Raw genomic sequence first — 16,231 nt, forward strand, 5'->3', positions numbered from 1 at the left:
GAGTTTATCGATCAACGTCGCCCACCGTAAATAATGACAGCGCCGATAAATGACAGCGACTTCCACTTGACTTAGAGTGCACTCGAAGTCCTAAGCTGAGTTCCGTCATGTCAAAAATGTCAAAAGCACTCACCATCGGCGAGGTCGCCGGGATCATCGGCGTCTCCACCCATACGCTGCGTTATTACGAGCAGGCTGGGCTGATTCGGGCGGTCGGTCGCACGCAGGCGGGGCATCGCCTGTATTCGCCGGCCGATCTCGACTGGCTGCGGTTCGTGATGCGTCTGAAGGCGACCGGTATGCCGATCGCCGGGATGCAGGCGTTCGCGGCGCTGCGGGCAGAAGGTCAGCCTACGGTGGGTGAGCGCCGCGACATGCTGGTGACGCATCGGGATGCGGTTTTGGCGCGGATCGCCGAGTTGCAGAGCAATCTCGGCGCGATCATCGACAAGATCGCTTACTACGAAGCAGCTGCGCAGCAAACCGCTGAGCAGACTTCCGCCGCGAGCGCGCCGACACGACAGATCGACGAAACCCAATTGCTTTCGCATTCGGAAAAGGACTCACCATGGAACACGCACAAAACGATCGCTACACCCGAGGCTGGAACAAACTGAAGGAAATCGACGGCTCGACTGGCGAGCAGGTGATCGCCGCACTCGCGCCGATCGCGCCGGATTTCGGACGCCTGCTGATCGAATTCGGCTTCGGCGATATATACAGCCGGCCACAACTCGATCTGCGCGCGCGAGAGATCGCGACGATTGCATCGCTGGCGACGCTCGGCTGCGCGCAACCGCAGTTGAAGGTACATATCGAGGCGGCATTGAATGTCGGCTGCACGCGCGAGGAGATTGTCGAAGTGTTCATGCAGATGGCGCTCTACGCAGGCTTCCCAGCGGCGCTGAACGCGCTGTTCGCGGCGCGGGAGATTTTCGAGCGGCGAGATCAGGCGCTGGAGCAGGGGCACGCGCCGCTGGAGGCACAAGCGGCTTGAAGCAAAAGGGAAGGGCGGGCGGCTGCCAGGCGCAGCCGTTTTTTATACGACCCAAGACGCAACTAACGGTCTGCTTTCCCCTGCCACTTCAACAGGGCATCACCGGTATGGCCTGGAAACCCAGCTCACATGAGGAGGCCGTGCTCTGGCAGAGTCTTGCACGCCGGCTCCTGGGATTCGGTCAAACAGGCTCGATCGTCTCCAGCAAGCCCAGGTCGTCCCGTCAAGCTGCCGAATCTACCCTGACGACCGTTTCGGCACGCAAATATCGCTTGCTCACGCCGCGCCAGTAAAGCAGCAAACCGATGCCCGCAATCGCCAGGCTGACGGTATTCGCGACCCAGAAGCCGCGCGCGCCGGTCAGCCATTCCGGCGTGGTGCCGGAGACATTGAAGCCGAGCAGATACCCGCCGCCGAGCCCCACGCCCCATAGCGCAACGGCATAGATGACGGTCGGTACGATCGCCACCTTGTACGCGCGCAGCACGAACGCGGTCGTGATCTGCAAGGCGTCGAACAGGTGATAGCACACGACGATCAGCACCAACGGCATCGCCGCCGCCGCGACCTGCGCATTCGGCGTATAGCCCTCGATCACGTACGGACGTAGCACTAGCACGATCGCGCCGTAACAGCAGGCGATCGTCACGGCCATCATGATGCCGTGCCGCGACAGCGTACGGGCCGCTTCAGGGCGATGCGCGCCAAGCGCCTGGGCGACCAGTGTCGACGAAGCGATGCCGATCGACAGCGGCGTCATATAGAGCACCGCGCCGATATTGCCGGCGATCTGGTGGCCGGCCAGCGTCGTCGTGCCGAAGCGCGCAATGAAGAGCGCCATGAACGTGTACGAAGTCACCTCGATCAGGTACGACAGACCCATCGGAATGCCCAGGCGCAGTTGCGCCGCTTGCCGTCGCCAGACCGGCCAGCAGAAGTGCGCAAAGATCGCGAACGGCTTGAACACGTAGACACGTGTCAAAAGCAGCATCCCAACCACTGCCAGCCCCCAGTTGATCAAGGTGCTGGCGAGCGCGCAACCCGGCCCGCCCAGCGCCGGCACGCCGAGTCCGCCAAAGATAAACCACGTGTTGAGCGGAACCTTGAGCAGCAGCGCGCCGATCTGCAGGATCATCACGAGCCGCGGCTTACCGACCGCATTGGTGATCGAACTGTAGACGCGAAACGTGAGGCCAGCGGGCAAGCCGAACGCCAGAATCTGCAGGTACGCGACCGTGCGCTCATGCAGCGCTTCGGGCACGCGCGCCAGTCGCAGCACGGAGCCCGGGAAGTAGAGAATCGAAAAGCCGATCGCGGTCAGTGCGAGCGCGAGCCACAACGCCTGGCGCACTTCTTCGCCGATCTCGGTGTAGCGGCGGGCGCCGTAGAGTTGCGCGGTGATCGGTTGCAGCGCAGTCAGGATGCCGGTCAGACCGATATAGACGGAAATATAGATCGACGAGCCAAGGCCGAGCGCGGCGAGATCAACGGCTGAATAGCGGCCGACCATCGCCGTGTCGATCACGCCGAACGCGATGATCGCCAACTGGCCGATCAGCACGGGCCATGCGAGCCCGGCGATTTTCCGTACGTCGGCGAACATGATCAGTCCAGCTTCTTGTGCCAGCTGCGGCGTTTGACGACGGGCGGCTTCGGACGGTCGATCCGCACATACAGGCGGAAGCGTTCGTCGCGGTCGGCCACGCGGCGGCCTTCCCACACCAGCTTCCAGATGAAGTCCGACATCGCGCTCGGATCGCCGAAATCCTGGGTGTCCTGGCGCAGGATCACATCGCAATCCTCGTTGAACGAGAAGTGCATGTCGCCGAAATAGGCGAAAGTCGCGATCTGCGCGTTACCGAGGCGCACCGGCGAGATACAGGTGTAGTCATCCGGCAGATGGCTGGCGATCTGCTCGGCGACGTCCTTGTAGGTCCGGCTGTAGTTGACGACCGGCAGCCACAGCGTCATCAGCAGCACCCACATCAGCGTCGTGCCGGCGCTCGAGAGCACCACGCTGCGCCACAGGACTTTCGGGTGACGGGCGAGGCGCCATTGCACGAGGACGAACCAGCAGATCGTCACGGCGACCGCGCACACGAACGACAGGATCTTGAACTGCGGTACAAAACCCGGGGCAAGACGCGCGAGGTTGCGCGCGAGCGGATGCGGAAAGCCGGTCAACCCGGCGATATACACCAGCCAGACGAAGCTGCCGAGGATCGTGAAGCTCAACAGTGCGAACCAGTCGATTGCGTTGATCGCGCCACGTTTGAGTGTAGGCAGAGCGAAGGTGGCGAGTACCGCGAGCGGCGGCAGCAGCAGCATGTAAAGCCGGTTCGACTGATGGCTCTGCAACACGACCAGCACGAGCAGCGGCCCGATCACCGACAGCGGAATCGCCACGTGCGGCGCGCGCCGCAGCCCCGACCAGCTGAACCATGCCCAGAGCGCCAGCGGCCAGGCCGGCCACGTGAAGAGCGGCAGGTTCTTGAGCGCATAGGCGGCCACCGAACCGGGCGGCCCGGCGAAAGACGACAGGCTGACGTGCACCCATTGGTTCAGGTACCAGACTGCGTCATCGGGAAAGGCGGCGAGCGCGGCGATTGGCCACGCGACCGAGAGCATGAGCGCCACCGGCAACCCGGCCAGCAGCAGCCAGCGCGAGCGCGTCTCGCGCACGATCAGTGCCATCGCCAGGGTACCGAGCAACAGCGCGCCGACCAGCACCGGGCTGCTTGCCAGGGTGACGAGGCCGAGTGCCAGGCCCCAGATCAGCGCGCCCTGGATCGGCTTGTCGATCATTCGCACAAGCCCATAGACGAGCATGGCGATGCCGAAGAACTGCGCCAACTGCGGCGTGGTTTCGTGACCGCGTTCGGCGAGGCCAAAGCAGGCGAGCAGGATCAGCAGGGCGCCGTCGGCGAGCGTGCGGCCGTAGTCGCGCGGCTCCGGCTCGCCGCCGAACGCGTATTTGAACGGCTGCACTTCGGCGCGCCGGCCGAGCAGATAGGCCGCATACCAGACGAACGCGCAGGCCGCGCAGAACAGCAGGCCAGTAAACACGCGTGACGCGTTGCTCGCATCGACCCATGGCGCGAGCGCGCGGATCGCGCTGGCGCCGAGCCAGTAACCGAGCGGGCCGTCTTCCGTCATGTACTTGCCGACCAGATTCGGCAGCAGCCAGTCGTGCGCGTTGCCGTTGGCCATTGTCCACATGACGCCGAAGCCGGCTGCGTCCTCGTTCTTCCACGGATCCCGGCCAAACAGACCGAAGAAGGCGTAGACGATACAGATGGTCAGCAGCAGCCAGCGCGGCAGCGCACTGGTCGCGGAGGCAGTGAGGCGAACGACAGGTCTCATGCGGTGTGTGGATATTGGATAAGCGGTGCAGCCGGGACCGGACGGGGTGTCCGGCTGGAGTGGCCATTTTGGAGCATCCGGCATTGTAGTCGTGCCGTGCGATGCGCGTCACGGCCGGTAGTGGCTCGCAACGTCATTGGGTTGCCTGTAACACGACGCCGCAACGGGCGATGGTTTGCCGGGCGACGCTTCGCATCCGGGCGTGCGGAATCGGGGGCAAAAAACGGCGACAAAAAAGGGCAGCGTGAGCTGCCCTTTTTCGCTGCTGCTTCGTTGCGGGCCAAGGCCGGCGACGAGGCGGGTATTACTTCGCTGCTGCCTTGCCGGTAGCGCGCGTGCCGAACTTCTTGTTGAACTTCTCGACGCGGCCTGCCGTGTCCATGATCTTTTGTTGGCCGGTGTAGAACGGATGCGATTCCGACGACACTTCGATCTTGGCGAGCGGGTAGGTCTTGCCGTTGAATTCGCCGGTCTCACGCGTCTGGATGGTCGAGCGCGTCACAAATTTGAAGTCGATCGACATGTCGATGAACAGGACTTCGCGGTAATCCGGGTGAATGCCTTCTTTCATGGTCTTTCCTTTAATCTGGCGGTAGCCAACCCGCGAGCAGCCGCTACGAATGCGGACAGCATCTAGGCGCGAGCCACTTGCCTATGGTCGAAAAACGGCGATTATGCCAGAAAATCAGTCGCTTGACGACCTTTCTACTGCCTTTTTGCCCGTTGTTGGCGGCGTTTTCGCCACGTTCTTGTCACCGCAGCGCTGGTTCGTCGCTCGCGGGTTGGCGCGGCGGCCGCCCTTATCCGCTGGGCGTTTGCGATGCCGGTGTCAGACCGGTGCGAATGCGATCCCAACCCGGGCCGGGTCCTGACGGTAAAAGCGCGCCAGCAACCGGTATAGCTCGGGATATTCCGCCTCGAAGGCCCGCGGCTGGACGAACAGTGCCTCGCTGCAAACGGCAAAAAATTCCGATGGGTGGTCCGCGGCATACGGATCGATCAGCGAATCGCGCTCAAAACGTGCCCAGCGCCTATCCGGTATCGCGTCCACTTTGGTGCAGAAGTGGTCGTAGGCCTGGTCGAAAATGTCGGCCCATGCCTGTGAATCGAGCGGCGCATGCCAGCGGCGCATGAGCGGCGGGTGGCCGTCCGCTTCGCCGTTCAACATGTCGATCTTGTGCGCGAACTCGTGAATCACGACGTTATAGGCTTCCGTGCCGCCGGCCATCTGCGCGTCTTCCCACGACAACACCACCGGGCCGCCTTCCCACGCTTCGCCGCTCGCGTCGTGCTCGACCTCGTGCACCACGCCGTCTTCGTCTTCAACCGTCTTGCGGATCACAAACTCCCCTGGATAGACGATCACGCCGACCCAGCCGCGATACAGGTCGAGGCTCAGGTTCAGTACCGGCAAACAGGCTTGCGCGGCAATCGCCACGGTCATGGCTTCGGTCAGTTCGAGGTCGTGTGCGGTCGAAAATTCCTTTTGCGCAATGAAGAGGCTGGTCAGCTCGCGCAGACGCACGCGATCCGGCGCCTCGAGGTGGGCGAGGAACGGCAGGCCGTCGAGCGTGGCTTGCCAAAGGGCGTCGTCGATTGCGTAGTCGCGTAGCGCGCGGTCGCGGCGGCGCGTACTGAACCAATGAGTGAGTTTCGAAAGCATGGCCTGATGAAACCCTTAGTCGATCTGCTTTTGCCACGCGGCGAAAATGCCGCCGCATAGTGCAACGCCGATCAGGAAGTAGAAGCCGTCCAGTGAGCTCAGGAAACTTGCCTGCTGCGCGACCGTCCGGCTGATTTCCACTATCGCAAGCGAATGCGCCTCGGATGGCGAGCGGCCGGCGGCGCTGAAGCCGCGGGTCAGCACAGCGAGCGAATTCTGGAGCAGCGGATTGTACGGATTCACGAGCTCCGCGAGGCGCGCTTGATGCAGCGCCTGCCGATGTTGTTCGACGATGATGACCGAGGCCGTCGCGAACGAGATCGTCAGTTGCCGCACGATGTTTTTCAGCCGGTAGCCGTGCGTGAATTCTTCAATGGCGAAGATTCTAAACGTTAGATTGGCGACCGGCAGCACGATGAACAGCAATAGCAAACCACGCAGCAGCATCGGCACGACGAGTGCGGCTTCGCCCACGCCCGGCGACATGCGCGTCATCCATGCCGCGGCGAACGCGGCCACCGCGAAGCCCGGTACGATGATCCACTTCTTGCGTGGCAGGAGCTTCGCATATCGCAGGTAGACGAACAGCGCGCTCGCTGATATCAGTGACGTCACGCCGACCAGTCGGCCGGTATTCTCGACCGGATAGCCGAGTCCGCTCTCGAGAAAGCGCGACGTCAGATAGCTGAATACGGTCGAGATGTAGTAGTAGAACATGTACAGCACCAGCCCAACCTGGAATACCTTTTCGCGTAGCGCATGCAGGCGCACCAGCGGCGAGGGATGGTGCCATTGCTGGTACGCGAACCAGCCGAGCGCGACGATGCCCGCGACCGTCAGCAGAATCAGCCCCGGCGACGCGCTGAATAACTGGAACCGCACTTGCTGCATAACGATTTGCAGCGCGCCTTGCGCGAACGCGAAGATCATATATGGCCAGAAGTGCGCCGTGCCGCGTTCTTCCGGCAGGCGGTTGCCGGTGTCGGGAAGGGCGAGCAGGGCGAGAACGGCAAACAGCACACCGGCCGGCGCCGTGCAGGCGAACAGCGCGCGCCAGTCGAAATGCGCGACCAGTTGACCGCCGATCAGCGGCGCAAGCGCGCTGCTCAACACGATCATCACCAGAAAAGCACGGGTTGCCGCGGGCCGCTGCTGCGGCGTAAAGCTCATCTGGATCAGGATGCGGCAGGTGCCCATCATCGGGCCGATGAAGTAGCCCTGAAAGCCGCGCACCAACGCGAGCTCGATCGACGACTCGCACAATGTAGCGGCGATCGCGCCCGCTGAATAGAGCAGCATGCAGCCGGCCACGTAGCGCCGGTAACCGAAGCGCTCGACCCACCATTGCTGCTGCAGGATGCCGAGTACGGCCGCTACCGCATAGGCGCTCGACGCCCAGACCAGTTCGTCAGGCGACGCGTTGATGCCGCCCGCGATGTAGCTGGTGAAAAACGAAAAAATCGCGTTGTCGAAATAGTCGAGGCCGGTAACGACGGCGAGCACCCACGGGAAAAAATCGCCGCGCAATTTTGCGGCGCTAAACAAGGGTGCGCGGGGCGAGGTCGCGCTCATGTGGGCTCGCCCGATTTTTTCGGGCGCTTCGCGAACGGCGTGCTCCCAACTTTGGCGCGTGCGCTGCGGCGCTGCTCGAGCAGTGCGTTCGCATTTTCGCCGGCGAGACGTCGTTCGAGATAGTCGAGGTCGGGACTCAGTTCGGCCCGCAGTTTTTGCGCTTCCTTGAGTTCGCGCCGCATCGCTTCGATACGAACGTCGAGCGCTTCGACCTGTTCATGGATGGCGTCGCGAATCTGCTGCAGCGATTCGGTGGAATAGCGATGACCGCCTTCGACCGGTTCGAGCGGGCGCTTAAGCATCTCGGTGATGCCGTGCAGCGAAAAACCGAGCGAACGCAGGCGCAGAATACGGCCGAAGCGCTTCAGGTCTTCCTCGTCATAAAGCCGATAGCGGCCTTCGCTGCGGGTAGGCGAGACGAGGCCGCGTTCCTCGTAGTACTTCAGCGTGCGCGGCGTGACCCCGAGGCGTTCGGCGGCATCGCGCACGGTGAGCAGGGTGGATGAGTCCTTCGACATAAGGCGGGGCAGACATGATGGACTGGGTGCATTGTACTGCAACGTGTACGTTCACGTACATGTTGCCGGGCCAGCACCCGCCTTCCCGGGCGAAATCTTACGGACGAAAAAAAGCCGCTCGTTTCTGGCGAGCGGCTTTCTTATGCGGTGCAGCCGGAGTGGCGGTTTAGGCGTGAGGCCTTAGCTGCCGCCGCCACGACGCATCATGTCGAAGAACTCGGAGTTGCTCTTCGTTTGGCGAATCTTGTCGAGCAGGAATTCCATCGACTCGACTTCGTCCATGTCGTGAATGAACTTGCGCAGCACCCAGATCTTTTGCAGGACTTCGGGCTTGATCAGCAGTTCTTCGCGGCGCGTGCCGGACTTGTTCAGGTTGATCGACGGATAGACGCGCTTTTCAGCCAGGCGGCGTTCCAGGTGCACTTCCATATTGCCGGTGCCCTTGAACTCTTCGTAGATCACGTCGTCCATGCGGCTGCCGGTTTCGATCAGCGCCGTGCCGATGATGGTCAGCGAGCCGCCTTCTTCGATATTGCGCGCCGCGCCGAAGAAGCGCTTCGGGCGTTGCAGCGCGTTCGCGTCGACACCACCCGTCAGCACCTTGCCCGAAGCCGGCACGACAGTGTTGTACGCACGCGCGAGGCGCGTGATCGAGTCGAGCAGAATCACGACGTCGTTCTTCATTTCGACGAGGCGCTTGGCTTTTTCGATCACCATTTCGGCGACTTGCACGTGACGCGCAGCCGGTTCGTCGAACGTGGAGGCGATCACTTCGCCCGCCACCGAACGCTGCATTTCGGTCACTTCTTCCGGGCGTTCGTCGATCAGCAGCACGAACAGCACGACATCCGGATGGTTTTGCTTAATGGCGTGCGCGATGTGCTGCAACATCACGGTCTTGCCGGACTTCGGCGACGCAACCAGCAGGCCGCGCTGACCCTTGCCGATTGGCGCGATCATGTCGATGATGCGGCCCGTGACGTTTTCTTCGCCACGCATTTCACGTTCGAGCAGCAGCACCTTGTTCGGGTGCAGCGGCGTCAGGTTTTCGAACATGATCTTGTGCTTCGAGGCTTCCGGCGGCTGGCCGTTGACCTTGTCCACCTTGACCAGTGCGAAATAGCGTTCACCGTCTTTCGGCGTACGCACTTCGCCTTCGATCGTGTCGCCCGTGTGCAGGTTGAAGCGGCGGATTTGCGACGGGCTGATATAAATATCGTCCGTGCTGGCGAGATACGAGGTTTCCGGCGAACGCAGGAAGCCGAAGCCGTCCGGCAGCACTTCGAGCGTGCCGTCGCCGAAGATCGTGTCGCCCGCTTTGGCTCGTTTTTTTAGAATGGCAAACATCAATTCCTGCTTGCGCAGGCGGTTTGCACTTTCGATCTCGAGGCCATTGGCCATCTCGATCAATTCGGACACGTGCTGAGTCTTAAGCTCGGATAAATGCATACGGAGAACCCGCAGGAGAAGGTGCGACGAAATGAAATCTGGGAGGAGAGTGAGCGGAACCGCTCAAGGACTTACACGTCTTTTCGACGTTTTGCGGATTCTAGCATAGCACAGGCCAATTTCCGCCAGTGCGACGGCATGGCATCTTTCTTATTGAGCGTGTTGCCAGTTGACAACACGCCTAAGACAGCGCGCCTCACGGTCTCAAGGGACCTGAAGCGCGCCGATGCAACCGTTTTACAGGTTGCCGTCGAGGAACGCGGTGAGTTGCGACTTCGACAGTGCGCCGACCTTCTGAGCGGCGACGGCGCCGTTCTTGAAGAGGATCAGCGTGGGGATGCCGCGCACGCCGAACTTGACCGGCGTCGATTGATGTTCGTCAACGTTGATCTTGGCGATTTGCAGGCGATCGGCGTAATCCTTCGCGACTTCGTCGAGGATCGGCGCGATCATCTTGCACGGACCGCACCATTCAGCCCAGAAATCGAGCAGCACGGGTTTGTCGGATTTCACGACGTCCTGTTCGAACGATGCGTCGCTAATATGCTTGATTGATTCGCTCATTGTATGAATACCTCTATCGGTTCGAGGCCCGCCTGAATTGCTCGCCACGATACGTCAAAATCTAGGGAAACTTCCGTTCGCTTTACCGCAAGCGCAGCGCTTGCCAGCGCATACCTGAAAAGATCGAAAGACCTTGCCTGGAACGTGCGGAAAGCTCGCATTTGCGGGTCATCCGTATGGCAGTTTAGCTTAATTCGCTATGCGTTGCCGGTGGTGATAGTACTCATCAAGGGCAGTGGGGCCAACGGCTGCCGGTGACGTGTCACTCCGTTTTGATAACCGCGACGCAGCTTATCTGGTGGCGGGCAGCGCAAACTCAAGTGCCGGGGACGCATACTTACGGGGTATTGCCTATATAGTGCGAGGCGCCTGATTCGGCGCGTCGATGTCAGTTTGGTCGTATTAACAGTCGCACGACGGGCCAAGCGATGATAGAATGTTTCGTGACGGGCCTCCTCGCATGGAGGGATGGTCAACCTGGTCAGGTCGGGAACGAAGCAGCCACAGCCGTTTTCCACCAGTGCCGAGGGTCAGGCTCGTCACCTTCCTCTTTCTTGTTTTGCCTCTGCCGTACTTCCCCTCTCCTGTTTTACCCCAAGCGCTGTCACGCGGACACTGCGGTGGCATTTCTCGCGCGCTTCATCTATTTTTTTCTATCGGTCCGTTAGCCTGTTTCAATGAAGCGGCAACACGCGTTCGCGCGCCGTCTCGATTCGGTTTTGCACGCCATCGTTACTGATACAATTTCCGGATGACCTATCAAGTTCTCGCACGCAAATGGCGGCCGAAGGATTTCGCTTCGCTCGTCGGACAGGAGCACGTGGTGCGCGCGCTCACGCACGCGCTCGACGGTGGCCGTCTGCATCATGCCTATCTGTTTACCGGCACCCGCGGCGTCGGCAAAACGACGCTGTCGCGCATCTTTGCCAAGGCGCTGAATTGCGAAACCGGCGTGACCTCCACGCCGTGCGGCGTGTGCCGCGCGTGCCGCGAGATCGATGAAGGCCGTTTTGTCGATTATGTCGAGATGGACGCGGCGAGTAATCGTGGTGTCGACGAAATGGCCGCGCTGCTGGAGCGCGCGGTTTACGCACCGGTCGATGCGCGCTTCAAGGTCTACATGATCGACGAAGTGCACATGCTGACCAACCACGCCTTCAACGCGATGTTGAAGACGCTGGAAGAGCCGCCTTCGCACGTCAAGTTCATTCTCGCCACCACCGATCCGCAGAAGATTCCGGTCACGGTGCTGTCGCGCTGTCTGCAGTTCAATCTGAAGCAGATGCCGGCCGGCCACATCGTGTCGCATCTTGAACACATTCTCGGCGAAGAGAAGGTGCCGTTCGACGCACAGGCATTGCGTCTGCTCGCGCGCGCGGCCGACGGCTCGATGCGCGACGCGCTCTCGCTGACCGATCAGGCGATCGCCTATTCGGCCAATCAGGTGAATGAGGAAGCGGTGCGGGGCATGCTCGGCGCGCTCGATCAAAGCTATTTGATCCGCCTGCTCGATGCGTTGGCCGATGGTGATGGCGCTGCCGTGCTGGCGGTCGCGGACGAGATGGCGTTGCGCAGCCTGTCGTTTTCGACCGCGTTGCAGGATCTGGCGAGCTTGTTGCACCGAATCGCATGGGCGCAGTTCGCGCCGTCGTCGGTGCTGGACGAGTGGCCCGAAGCGGGCGATCTGCGCCGCTTTGCTGAAGCGTTGAGCGCCGAGCAGGTGCAGTTGTTCTATCAGATTGCGACCATCGGCCGAAGCGAGCTGGGTCTCGCGCCTGATGAATACGCCGGTTTCACGATGACGCTGTTGCGCATGCTGGCGTTCGAGCCGGCGCCCACCGGCGGTGGTGGCGGCGCGGCTGCGGCGCGTGCGCCGGGATTAGCGGGAGCGGGCGGCGCTAAACGCACGGGTTCCCCGGCCGTGGCTGCGCAGCAGGCGGCGGCGCCGTCGCGTGCGGTTGAAGCAGCCGCTGCCGTGCCCGTCCGATCCGTCAATCCGGTGGCGGAAGCCAGATCTACGACGCAGGATTCGCAGCATGCCGCGTCCGCGGGGTCTGCTGAAAATACCGACGCGCCGAAACCTGCTATTGCTGACGCGGCGATTGTTTCCAAGTCCGCATCCGCCTCTGGCGAAGCGAGCGCGGCGCCTGCGCCCACGGCGGCCGTCGCGGTTGCTGCACCGGCTTTAGCGCCGTGGCAGGATGAAACGTCCGTCGAACCGGTTTCGAGCGATCCGGTGCCTGCGCCTGCGGACTTGAGCGCGGGCCAAGTGGCTCCGATGTCCGATGCGACTCCCCCAGCGCCAGCGGCTGAAGCGACCGAATCGATAGAAGCAACAAAGGCAACGACCGCGCGGGCCGTGGCGCCGTGGGACGACGCACCCACCGAGCCCGCTCCGATCGAAGCACCCGCTGCGACCGCTTCTCAGCAATCGGCTCCGGCGCCTTCTTTCACCGCGCCTGCTGCAGCCGCGTTCGCACAGGCAGAAGAGGCTGTGCCCGCAACGGCATCGCAAGAGCCGCCGCCCGCAGCCGACATTCCGCCGCGCCGTGCAGGCGGCGCGAGCGACGCACTGAATGTATTGCGTAGCGCCGGGCTGAAAGTCTCGTCGGACCGTGGCCGCGCCACGGCGGCAGCCGCCGCCAAGCCTACTGCAGCCCCGGCTACGCCGAAGCCTGCCGCACCACGCGTTGTCGTCAATGTGCCGACGCCGGGCGCCCCGCGCCGTGCGCCGGAACAAGACGCCGCGCCGGCAGCGCGTGCGTCGTCGCCGCAAGTCCAGGAGCAAAACGGTTCGTCGAGCGCGCCATGGGACGACATGCCGCCCGACGAATACATGCCGCTCACGGCAGCGGACGAAGGCTATTACGGCCTGCCGGACGACAACTACATGCCGGTGTTCGACAGCGGACCCGACGACGTCCGCGTCAACGCCGCGCCTGCGTCGACCCCCGCACCGGTGGTTGACAAGCGGCCGTTGCCGCCCGGTGTGCCGCTCGATTCGCTGGGTTTCCAGGGCGACTGGCCTGCGCTCGCCGTCGATTTGCCGCTCAAGGGCATTTCGTATCAACTGGCGTTCAACAGCGAACTGATGGCACTCGAAGGCAGCACGCTCAAATTGAATGTGCCGGTGCCCCAATACGCGGAAGCCTCGCAGGTCGCTAAACTGAAAGCCGCGCTCGCCGACAAGCTCGGCCAGAACGTCGACGTATTGGTCGAAGTCGGCCCGGCGCGCCGCACGGCAGCCGCGCACGACGCCGCGACGCGCGCCCAGCGCCAGCAAGAAGCGGAGCGCGAAATCGGCGCCGATCCGTTTGTGCAGTCGCTGATCCGCGAGTTCGGCGCGAGCATCGTGCCCGGCTCGATCCGCCCGATTACGCAGGACGCCGGCCCGAACGGCGCACCGTCCGTCCACTGATTCGCCGCGCCTCGTGGCGCACCCGATTTTCCGGATTTCACGCTATCAAGAAGGAGCATGTCCATGATGAAAGGCCAACTCGCCGGGCTGATGAAGCAGGCCCAGCAGATGCAGGAAAACATGAAGAAGATGCAGGAGCAGCTTGCATTGATCGAAGTCGAAGGGCAGTCGGGCGCCGGTCTCGTCAAGGTGACGATGACCTGCAAGAACGACGTGCGCCGCGTATCGATCGACCCGAGCCTGCTCGCCGACGACAAGGACATGCTGGAGGACCTGGTCGCTGCTGCGTTCAACGATGCCGTGCGCAAGGCCGAAGCCACCGCTCAGGAAAAAATGGGCGGCATGACCTCGGGTCTGCCGCTGCCGCCGGGCTTCAAGCTGCCGTTCTGAACGACGTCGCTTCAGGAAGAGGGTCACGCCGCTGTTTGAACCGCGGTGTGAATTGAATACACGAGCCGGGCTCGTTCAAACGCTCGCTCCGGTTCGTGCAAGTTCGGATCGTTGCAGTTCGCGTCAGCTTGTTCGTTGAGCGCGCCTGCCCGATTCGTTATCGAGCTGGTAGAAGTAGCTATAGCAGTAACTGAAACAACCGCATCGCCACCCGCATTCCGGGCCATACCGGGCAACACCCACTTCGACACCGCCGAACCGCATGAAACAACCTTCCGCCTTGTCGGCGCTCGTCGAAGCGCTGCGCGTGCTGCCCGGTGTCGGGCCTAAATCCGCGCAACGCATGGCGTACCACCTGATGCAGCACGACCGCGACGGCGCCGAAAAACTCGGGCGCTCGCTGCTGTTCGCGACTGAACATCTGCAGCACTGCGAGAAGTGCAACACCTTTACCGAAGCGCAGATTTGCGAGGTCTGCCTCGATGAAGAGCGCGATCCGGCGTTGTTGTGCGTCGTCGAGACGCCCGCCGACCAGATCATGCTCGAACAGACGATGACCTATCGCGGCCTCTATTTTGTGCTGATGGGGCGGCTCAGTCCGCTCGACGGCATCGGCCCGAAGGAGATCCATTTCGACCGCCTGGTCAAGCGCGCGTCGGATGGCATCGTCAAGGAAGTCGTGCTCGCAACCAATTTCACCAACGAAGGCGAGGCCACCGCGCATTACCTCGGGCAGACGCTCAAGGCGCGCGGCCTTGCCGTGACACGCCTTGCGCGCGGTGTGCCGGTGGGCGGCGAACTCGAGTACGTCGACGCCGGCACGATCGCCCGCGCGATGCTCGACCGGCGCTCGATGTAGCGCGACGTAACTGACAGCGCCACGTCGCGGCGCCTGGCGATGCCTGAGCGAGCCGCGCGAGACGGAGCCGTAACGCTTCGCGCCGCGCGCCGCCCCGGCAAGAACAGAACACAGAGGAGACACATGAGCGTCAACCCCGACCCCAGCGCCACACCTAAAGGCCCGCTTGCCGGCGTTAAGGTGCTCGAACTCGGCACGCTGATTGCCGGCCCGTTCGCCGCGCGCTTTCTCGGCGAATTCGGCGCCGACGTCATCAAGATCGAAGATCCCAAGGGCGGCGATCCGCTGCGCAAATGGCGCAAGCTTTATCCGGAAGTTGGCGGCACGTCCCTATGGTGGGCAGTTCAGGCGCGCAACAAGAAATCCGTCACGATCAATCTGAAAGCCGAAGAGGGCAAGGAGATCGTGCGGCGTCTGGCGAAAGAAGCCGATATCGTCGTCGAAAATTTCCGGCCGGGTTTGTTGGAGAAGCTCGGGCTCGGTTATGACGTGTTGTCGGCGGAGAACCCCGGGCTCGTGATGGTGCGTCTGTCCGGCTACGGCCAGACCGGGCCGTATCGCGACCGGCCTGGATTCGGCGCAATCGCCGAATCGATGGGCGGTTTGCGCCACATCACCGGTTATCCGGATTTGCCGCCGCCGCGCATCGGCATTTCGATCGGCGATTCGATTGCCGCGCTGCACGGTGTGATCGGCGCGTTGATGGCGCTGCACCACAAGCAGGTGAACGGCGGCAAAGGCCAGGTCGTCGACGTCGCGCTGTACGAGGCTGTCTTCAACATGATGGAGAGCGTGGTGCCTGAGTACGGCGTGTACGGCATGGTGCGTGAGCGCACCGGCGCGTCGCTGCCGGGCATCGTGCCGTCGAACACGTATCCTTGCCGCGACGGCAGCATTGTCATCGGCGGCAATAGCGACCCGATCTTCAAGCGCTTGATGGTCGCTATCGAACGTGAAGACCTGGCAAACGATCCAGCCTTGGCGCACAACGATGGCCGTGTGCCGCGGACCCAGGAAATCGACGGCACGATCGCCGCGTGGCTCGCCACGCGCACCATCGACGAAGCGCTCGCTGTGCTGAACGCCGCCGACGTGCCGGTCGGCCGTATTTATAGCGTCGCGGACATGTTCACCGATCCGCAATTCATGGCGCGCCAGATGATCCAGCGCTTCAAGTGGCAGGACGGACAGGAAATCACACTGCCGTCGGTGACGCCGAAGCTCTCGGCAACCCCCGGCGAAACGCGCTGGTTAGGTCCGGAATTGGGTGAACATACCGATGAAGTCCTGCAATCGCTAGGTTACGATCCTGACCACATTGCAAGGTTGCATGCGCAACAGATTGTGTGAGTGAGCGCGCGGCTAAGGCTCAACAAGCGTAAGCCCAGCAAAAACGGCGCGCGGTTTCAAAACCACGCGCCGTTTCTATTTGAAGCTC

14 protein-coding genes and 1 other RNA gene are annotated in these 16,231 nt (G+C 62.4%); 7 read left to right on the forward strand and 8 right to left on the reverse strand.

Features of this window, described 5'->3' with window-relative positions:
• The first annotated feature begins 107 nt into the window (after positions 1-107).
• Entirely contained in the window at positions 108-617 is a 510-nt protein-coding gene (locus PQQ96_RS31310) for a MerR family transcriptional regulator (RefSeq protein WP_408299751.1), read from the forward strand.
• Positions 569-997, forward strand: a complete 429-nt coding sequence (locus tag PQQ96_RS31315; RefSeq protein ID WP_408299753.1) for a carboxymuconolactone decarboxylase family protein — start codon at positions 569-571, stop codon at positions 995-997. Before PQQ96_RS31310 ends, PQQ96_RS31315 begins: the two co-directional genes overlap by 49 nt.
• 223 nt (positions 998-1,220) lie before the next feature.
• Here PQQ96_RS31315 and PQQ96_RS31320 read toward each other — a convergent pair whose 3' ends face one another.
• The 8 genes from PQQ96_RS31320 to trxA all read right to left on the reverse strand — a co-directional run bounded on the left by PQQ96_RS31320 (position 1,221) and on the right by trxA (position 10,126).
• Positions 1,221-2,600 (reverse strand): MATE family efflux transporter, encoded by a 1,380-nt coding sequence (locus PQQ96_RS31320; protein ID WP_408299755.1) that lies wholly within the window; start codon positions 2,598-2,600, stop codon positions 1,221-1,223.
• 2 nt (positions 2,601-2,602) lie between these two features.
• Positions 2,603-4,360 (reverse strand): ArnT family glycosyltransferase, encoded by a 1,758-nt coding sequence (locus PQQ96_RS31325; RefSeq protein WP_408299756.1) that lies wholly within the window; start codon positions 4,358-4,360, stop codon positions 2,603-2,605.
• Between the two features lie 304 nt (positions 4,361-4,664).
• Positions 4,665-4,931, reverse strand: a complete 267-nt coding sequence (locus PQQ96_RS31330; protein WP_201076120.1) for a type B 50S ribosomal protein L31 — start codon at positions 4,929-4,931, stop codon at positions 4,665-4,667.
• A 258-nt stretch (positions 4,932-5,189) separates the two neighbouring features.
• Positions 5,190-6,023 (reverse strand): M90 family metallopeptidase, encoded by an 834-nt coding sequence (locus PQQ96_RS31335; protein WP_408299759.1) that lies wholly within the window; start codon positions 6,021-6,023, stop codon positions 5,190-5,192.
• A gap of 15 nt (positions 6,024-6,038) precedes the next feature.
• Positions 6,039-7,595 carry an MFS transporter gene (locus tag PQQ96_RS31340; protein WP_408299761.1) on the reverse strand — a complete coding sequence of 519 codons (1,557 nt, stop codon included), beginning with the start codon at positions 7,593-7,595 and terminating at the stop codon, positions 6,039-6,041.
• Entirely contained in the window at positions 7,592-8,113 is a 522-nt protein-coding gene (locus tag PQQ96_RS31345; RefSeq protein WP_408299763.1) for a MerR family transcriptional regulator, read from the reverse strand. Before PQQ96_RS31345 ends, PQQ96_RS31340 begins: the two co-directional genes overlap by 4 nt.
• Before the next feature lie 180 nt (positions 8,114-8,293).
• Positions 8,294-9,562 carry a transcription termination factor Rho gene (rho, locus tag PQQ96_RS31350; RefSeq protein WP_074284282.1) on the reverse strand — a complete coding sequence of 423 codons (1,269 nt, stop codon included), beginning with the start codon at positions 9,560-9,562 and terminating at the stop codon, positions 8,294-8,296.
• Positions 9,563-9,799: 237 nt separating this feature from the next.
• A complete protein-coding gene (gene trxA / locus PQQ96_RS31355) occupies positions 9,800-10,126 on the reverse strand; it encodes a thioredoxin TrxA (protein WP_054039468.1) in 327 nt (108 codons plus the stop codon).
• A 445-nt stretch (positions 10,127-10,571) separates the two neighbouring features.
• Here trxA and ffs point away from each other — a divergent pair.
• From ffs to PQQ96_RS31380, 5 genes are all read left to right on the forward strand, one after another.
• Positions 10,572-10,670: signal recognition particle sRNA small type (gene ffs, locus PQQ96_RS31360), an RNA gene on the forward strand.
• Between the two features lie 207 nt (positions 10,671-10,877).
• Positions 10,878-13,544 carry a DNA polymerase III subunit gamma/tau gene (locus PQQ96_RS31365; protein ID WP_408299765.1) on the forward strand — a complete coding sequence of 889 codons (2,667 nt, stop codon included), beginning with the start codon at positions 10,878-10,880 and terminating at the stop codon, positions 13,542-13,544.
• Positions 13,545-13,607: 63 nt separating this feature from the next.
• Positions 13,608-13,934 (forward strand): YbaB/EbfC family nucleoid-associated protein, encoded by a 327-nt coding sequence (locus tag PQQ96_RS31370; RefSeq protein ID WP_007182071.1) that lies wholly within the window; start codon positions 13,608-13,610, stop codon positions 13,932-13,934.
• Positions 13,935-14,196: 262 nt separating this feature from the next.
• On the forward strand, positions 14,197-14,793 hold the full coding sequence (gene recR, locus PQQ96_RS31375) for a recombination mediator RecR (RefSeq protein WP_063496327.1): 597 nt from the start codon (positions 14,197-14,199) through the stop codon (positions 14,791-14,793).
• Between the two features lie 123 nt (positions 14,794-14,916).
• Complete coding sequence (locus PQQ96_RS31380; RefSeq protein WP_408299766.1) at positions 14,917-16,143, forward strand: CaiB/BaiF CoA transferase family protein; 1,227 nt, start codon at positions 14,917-14,919, stop codon at positions 16,141-16,143.
• The last annotated feature ends 88 nt before the right edge of the window (positions 16,144-16,231 follow it).

Origin of the sequence: Paraburkholderia sediminicola (assembly GCF_046027825.1) — a bacterium.
GTDB lineage: Bacteria > Pseudomonadota > Gammaproteobacteria > Burkholderiales > Burkholderiaceae > Paraburkholderia > Paraburkholderia sediminicola_D.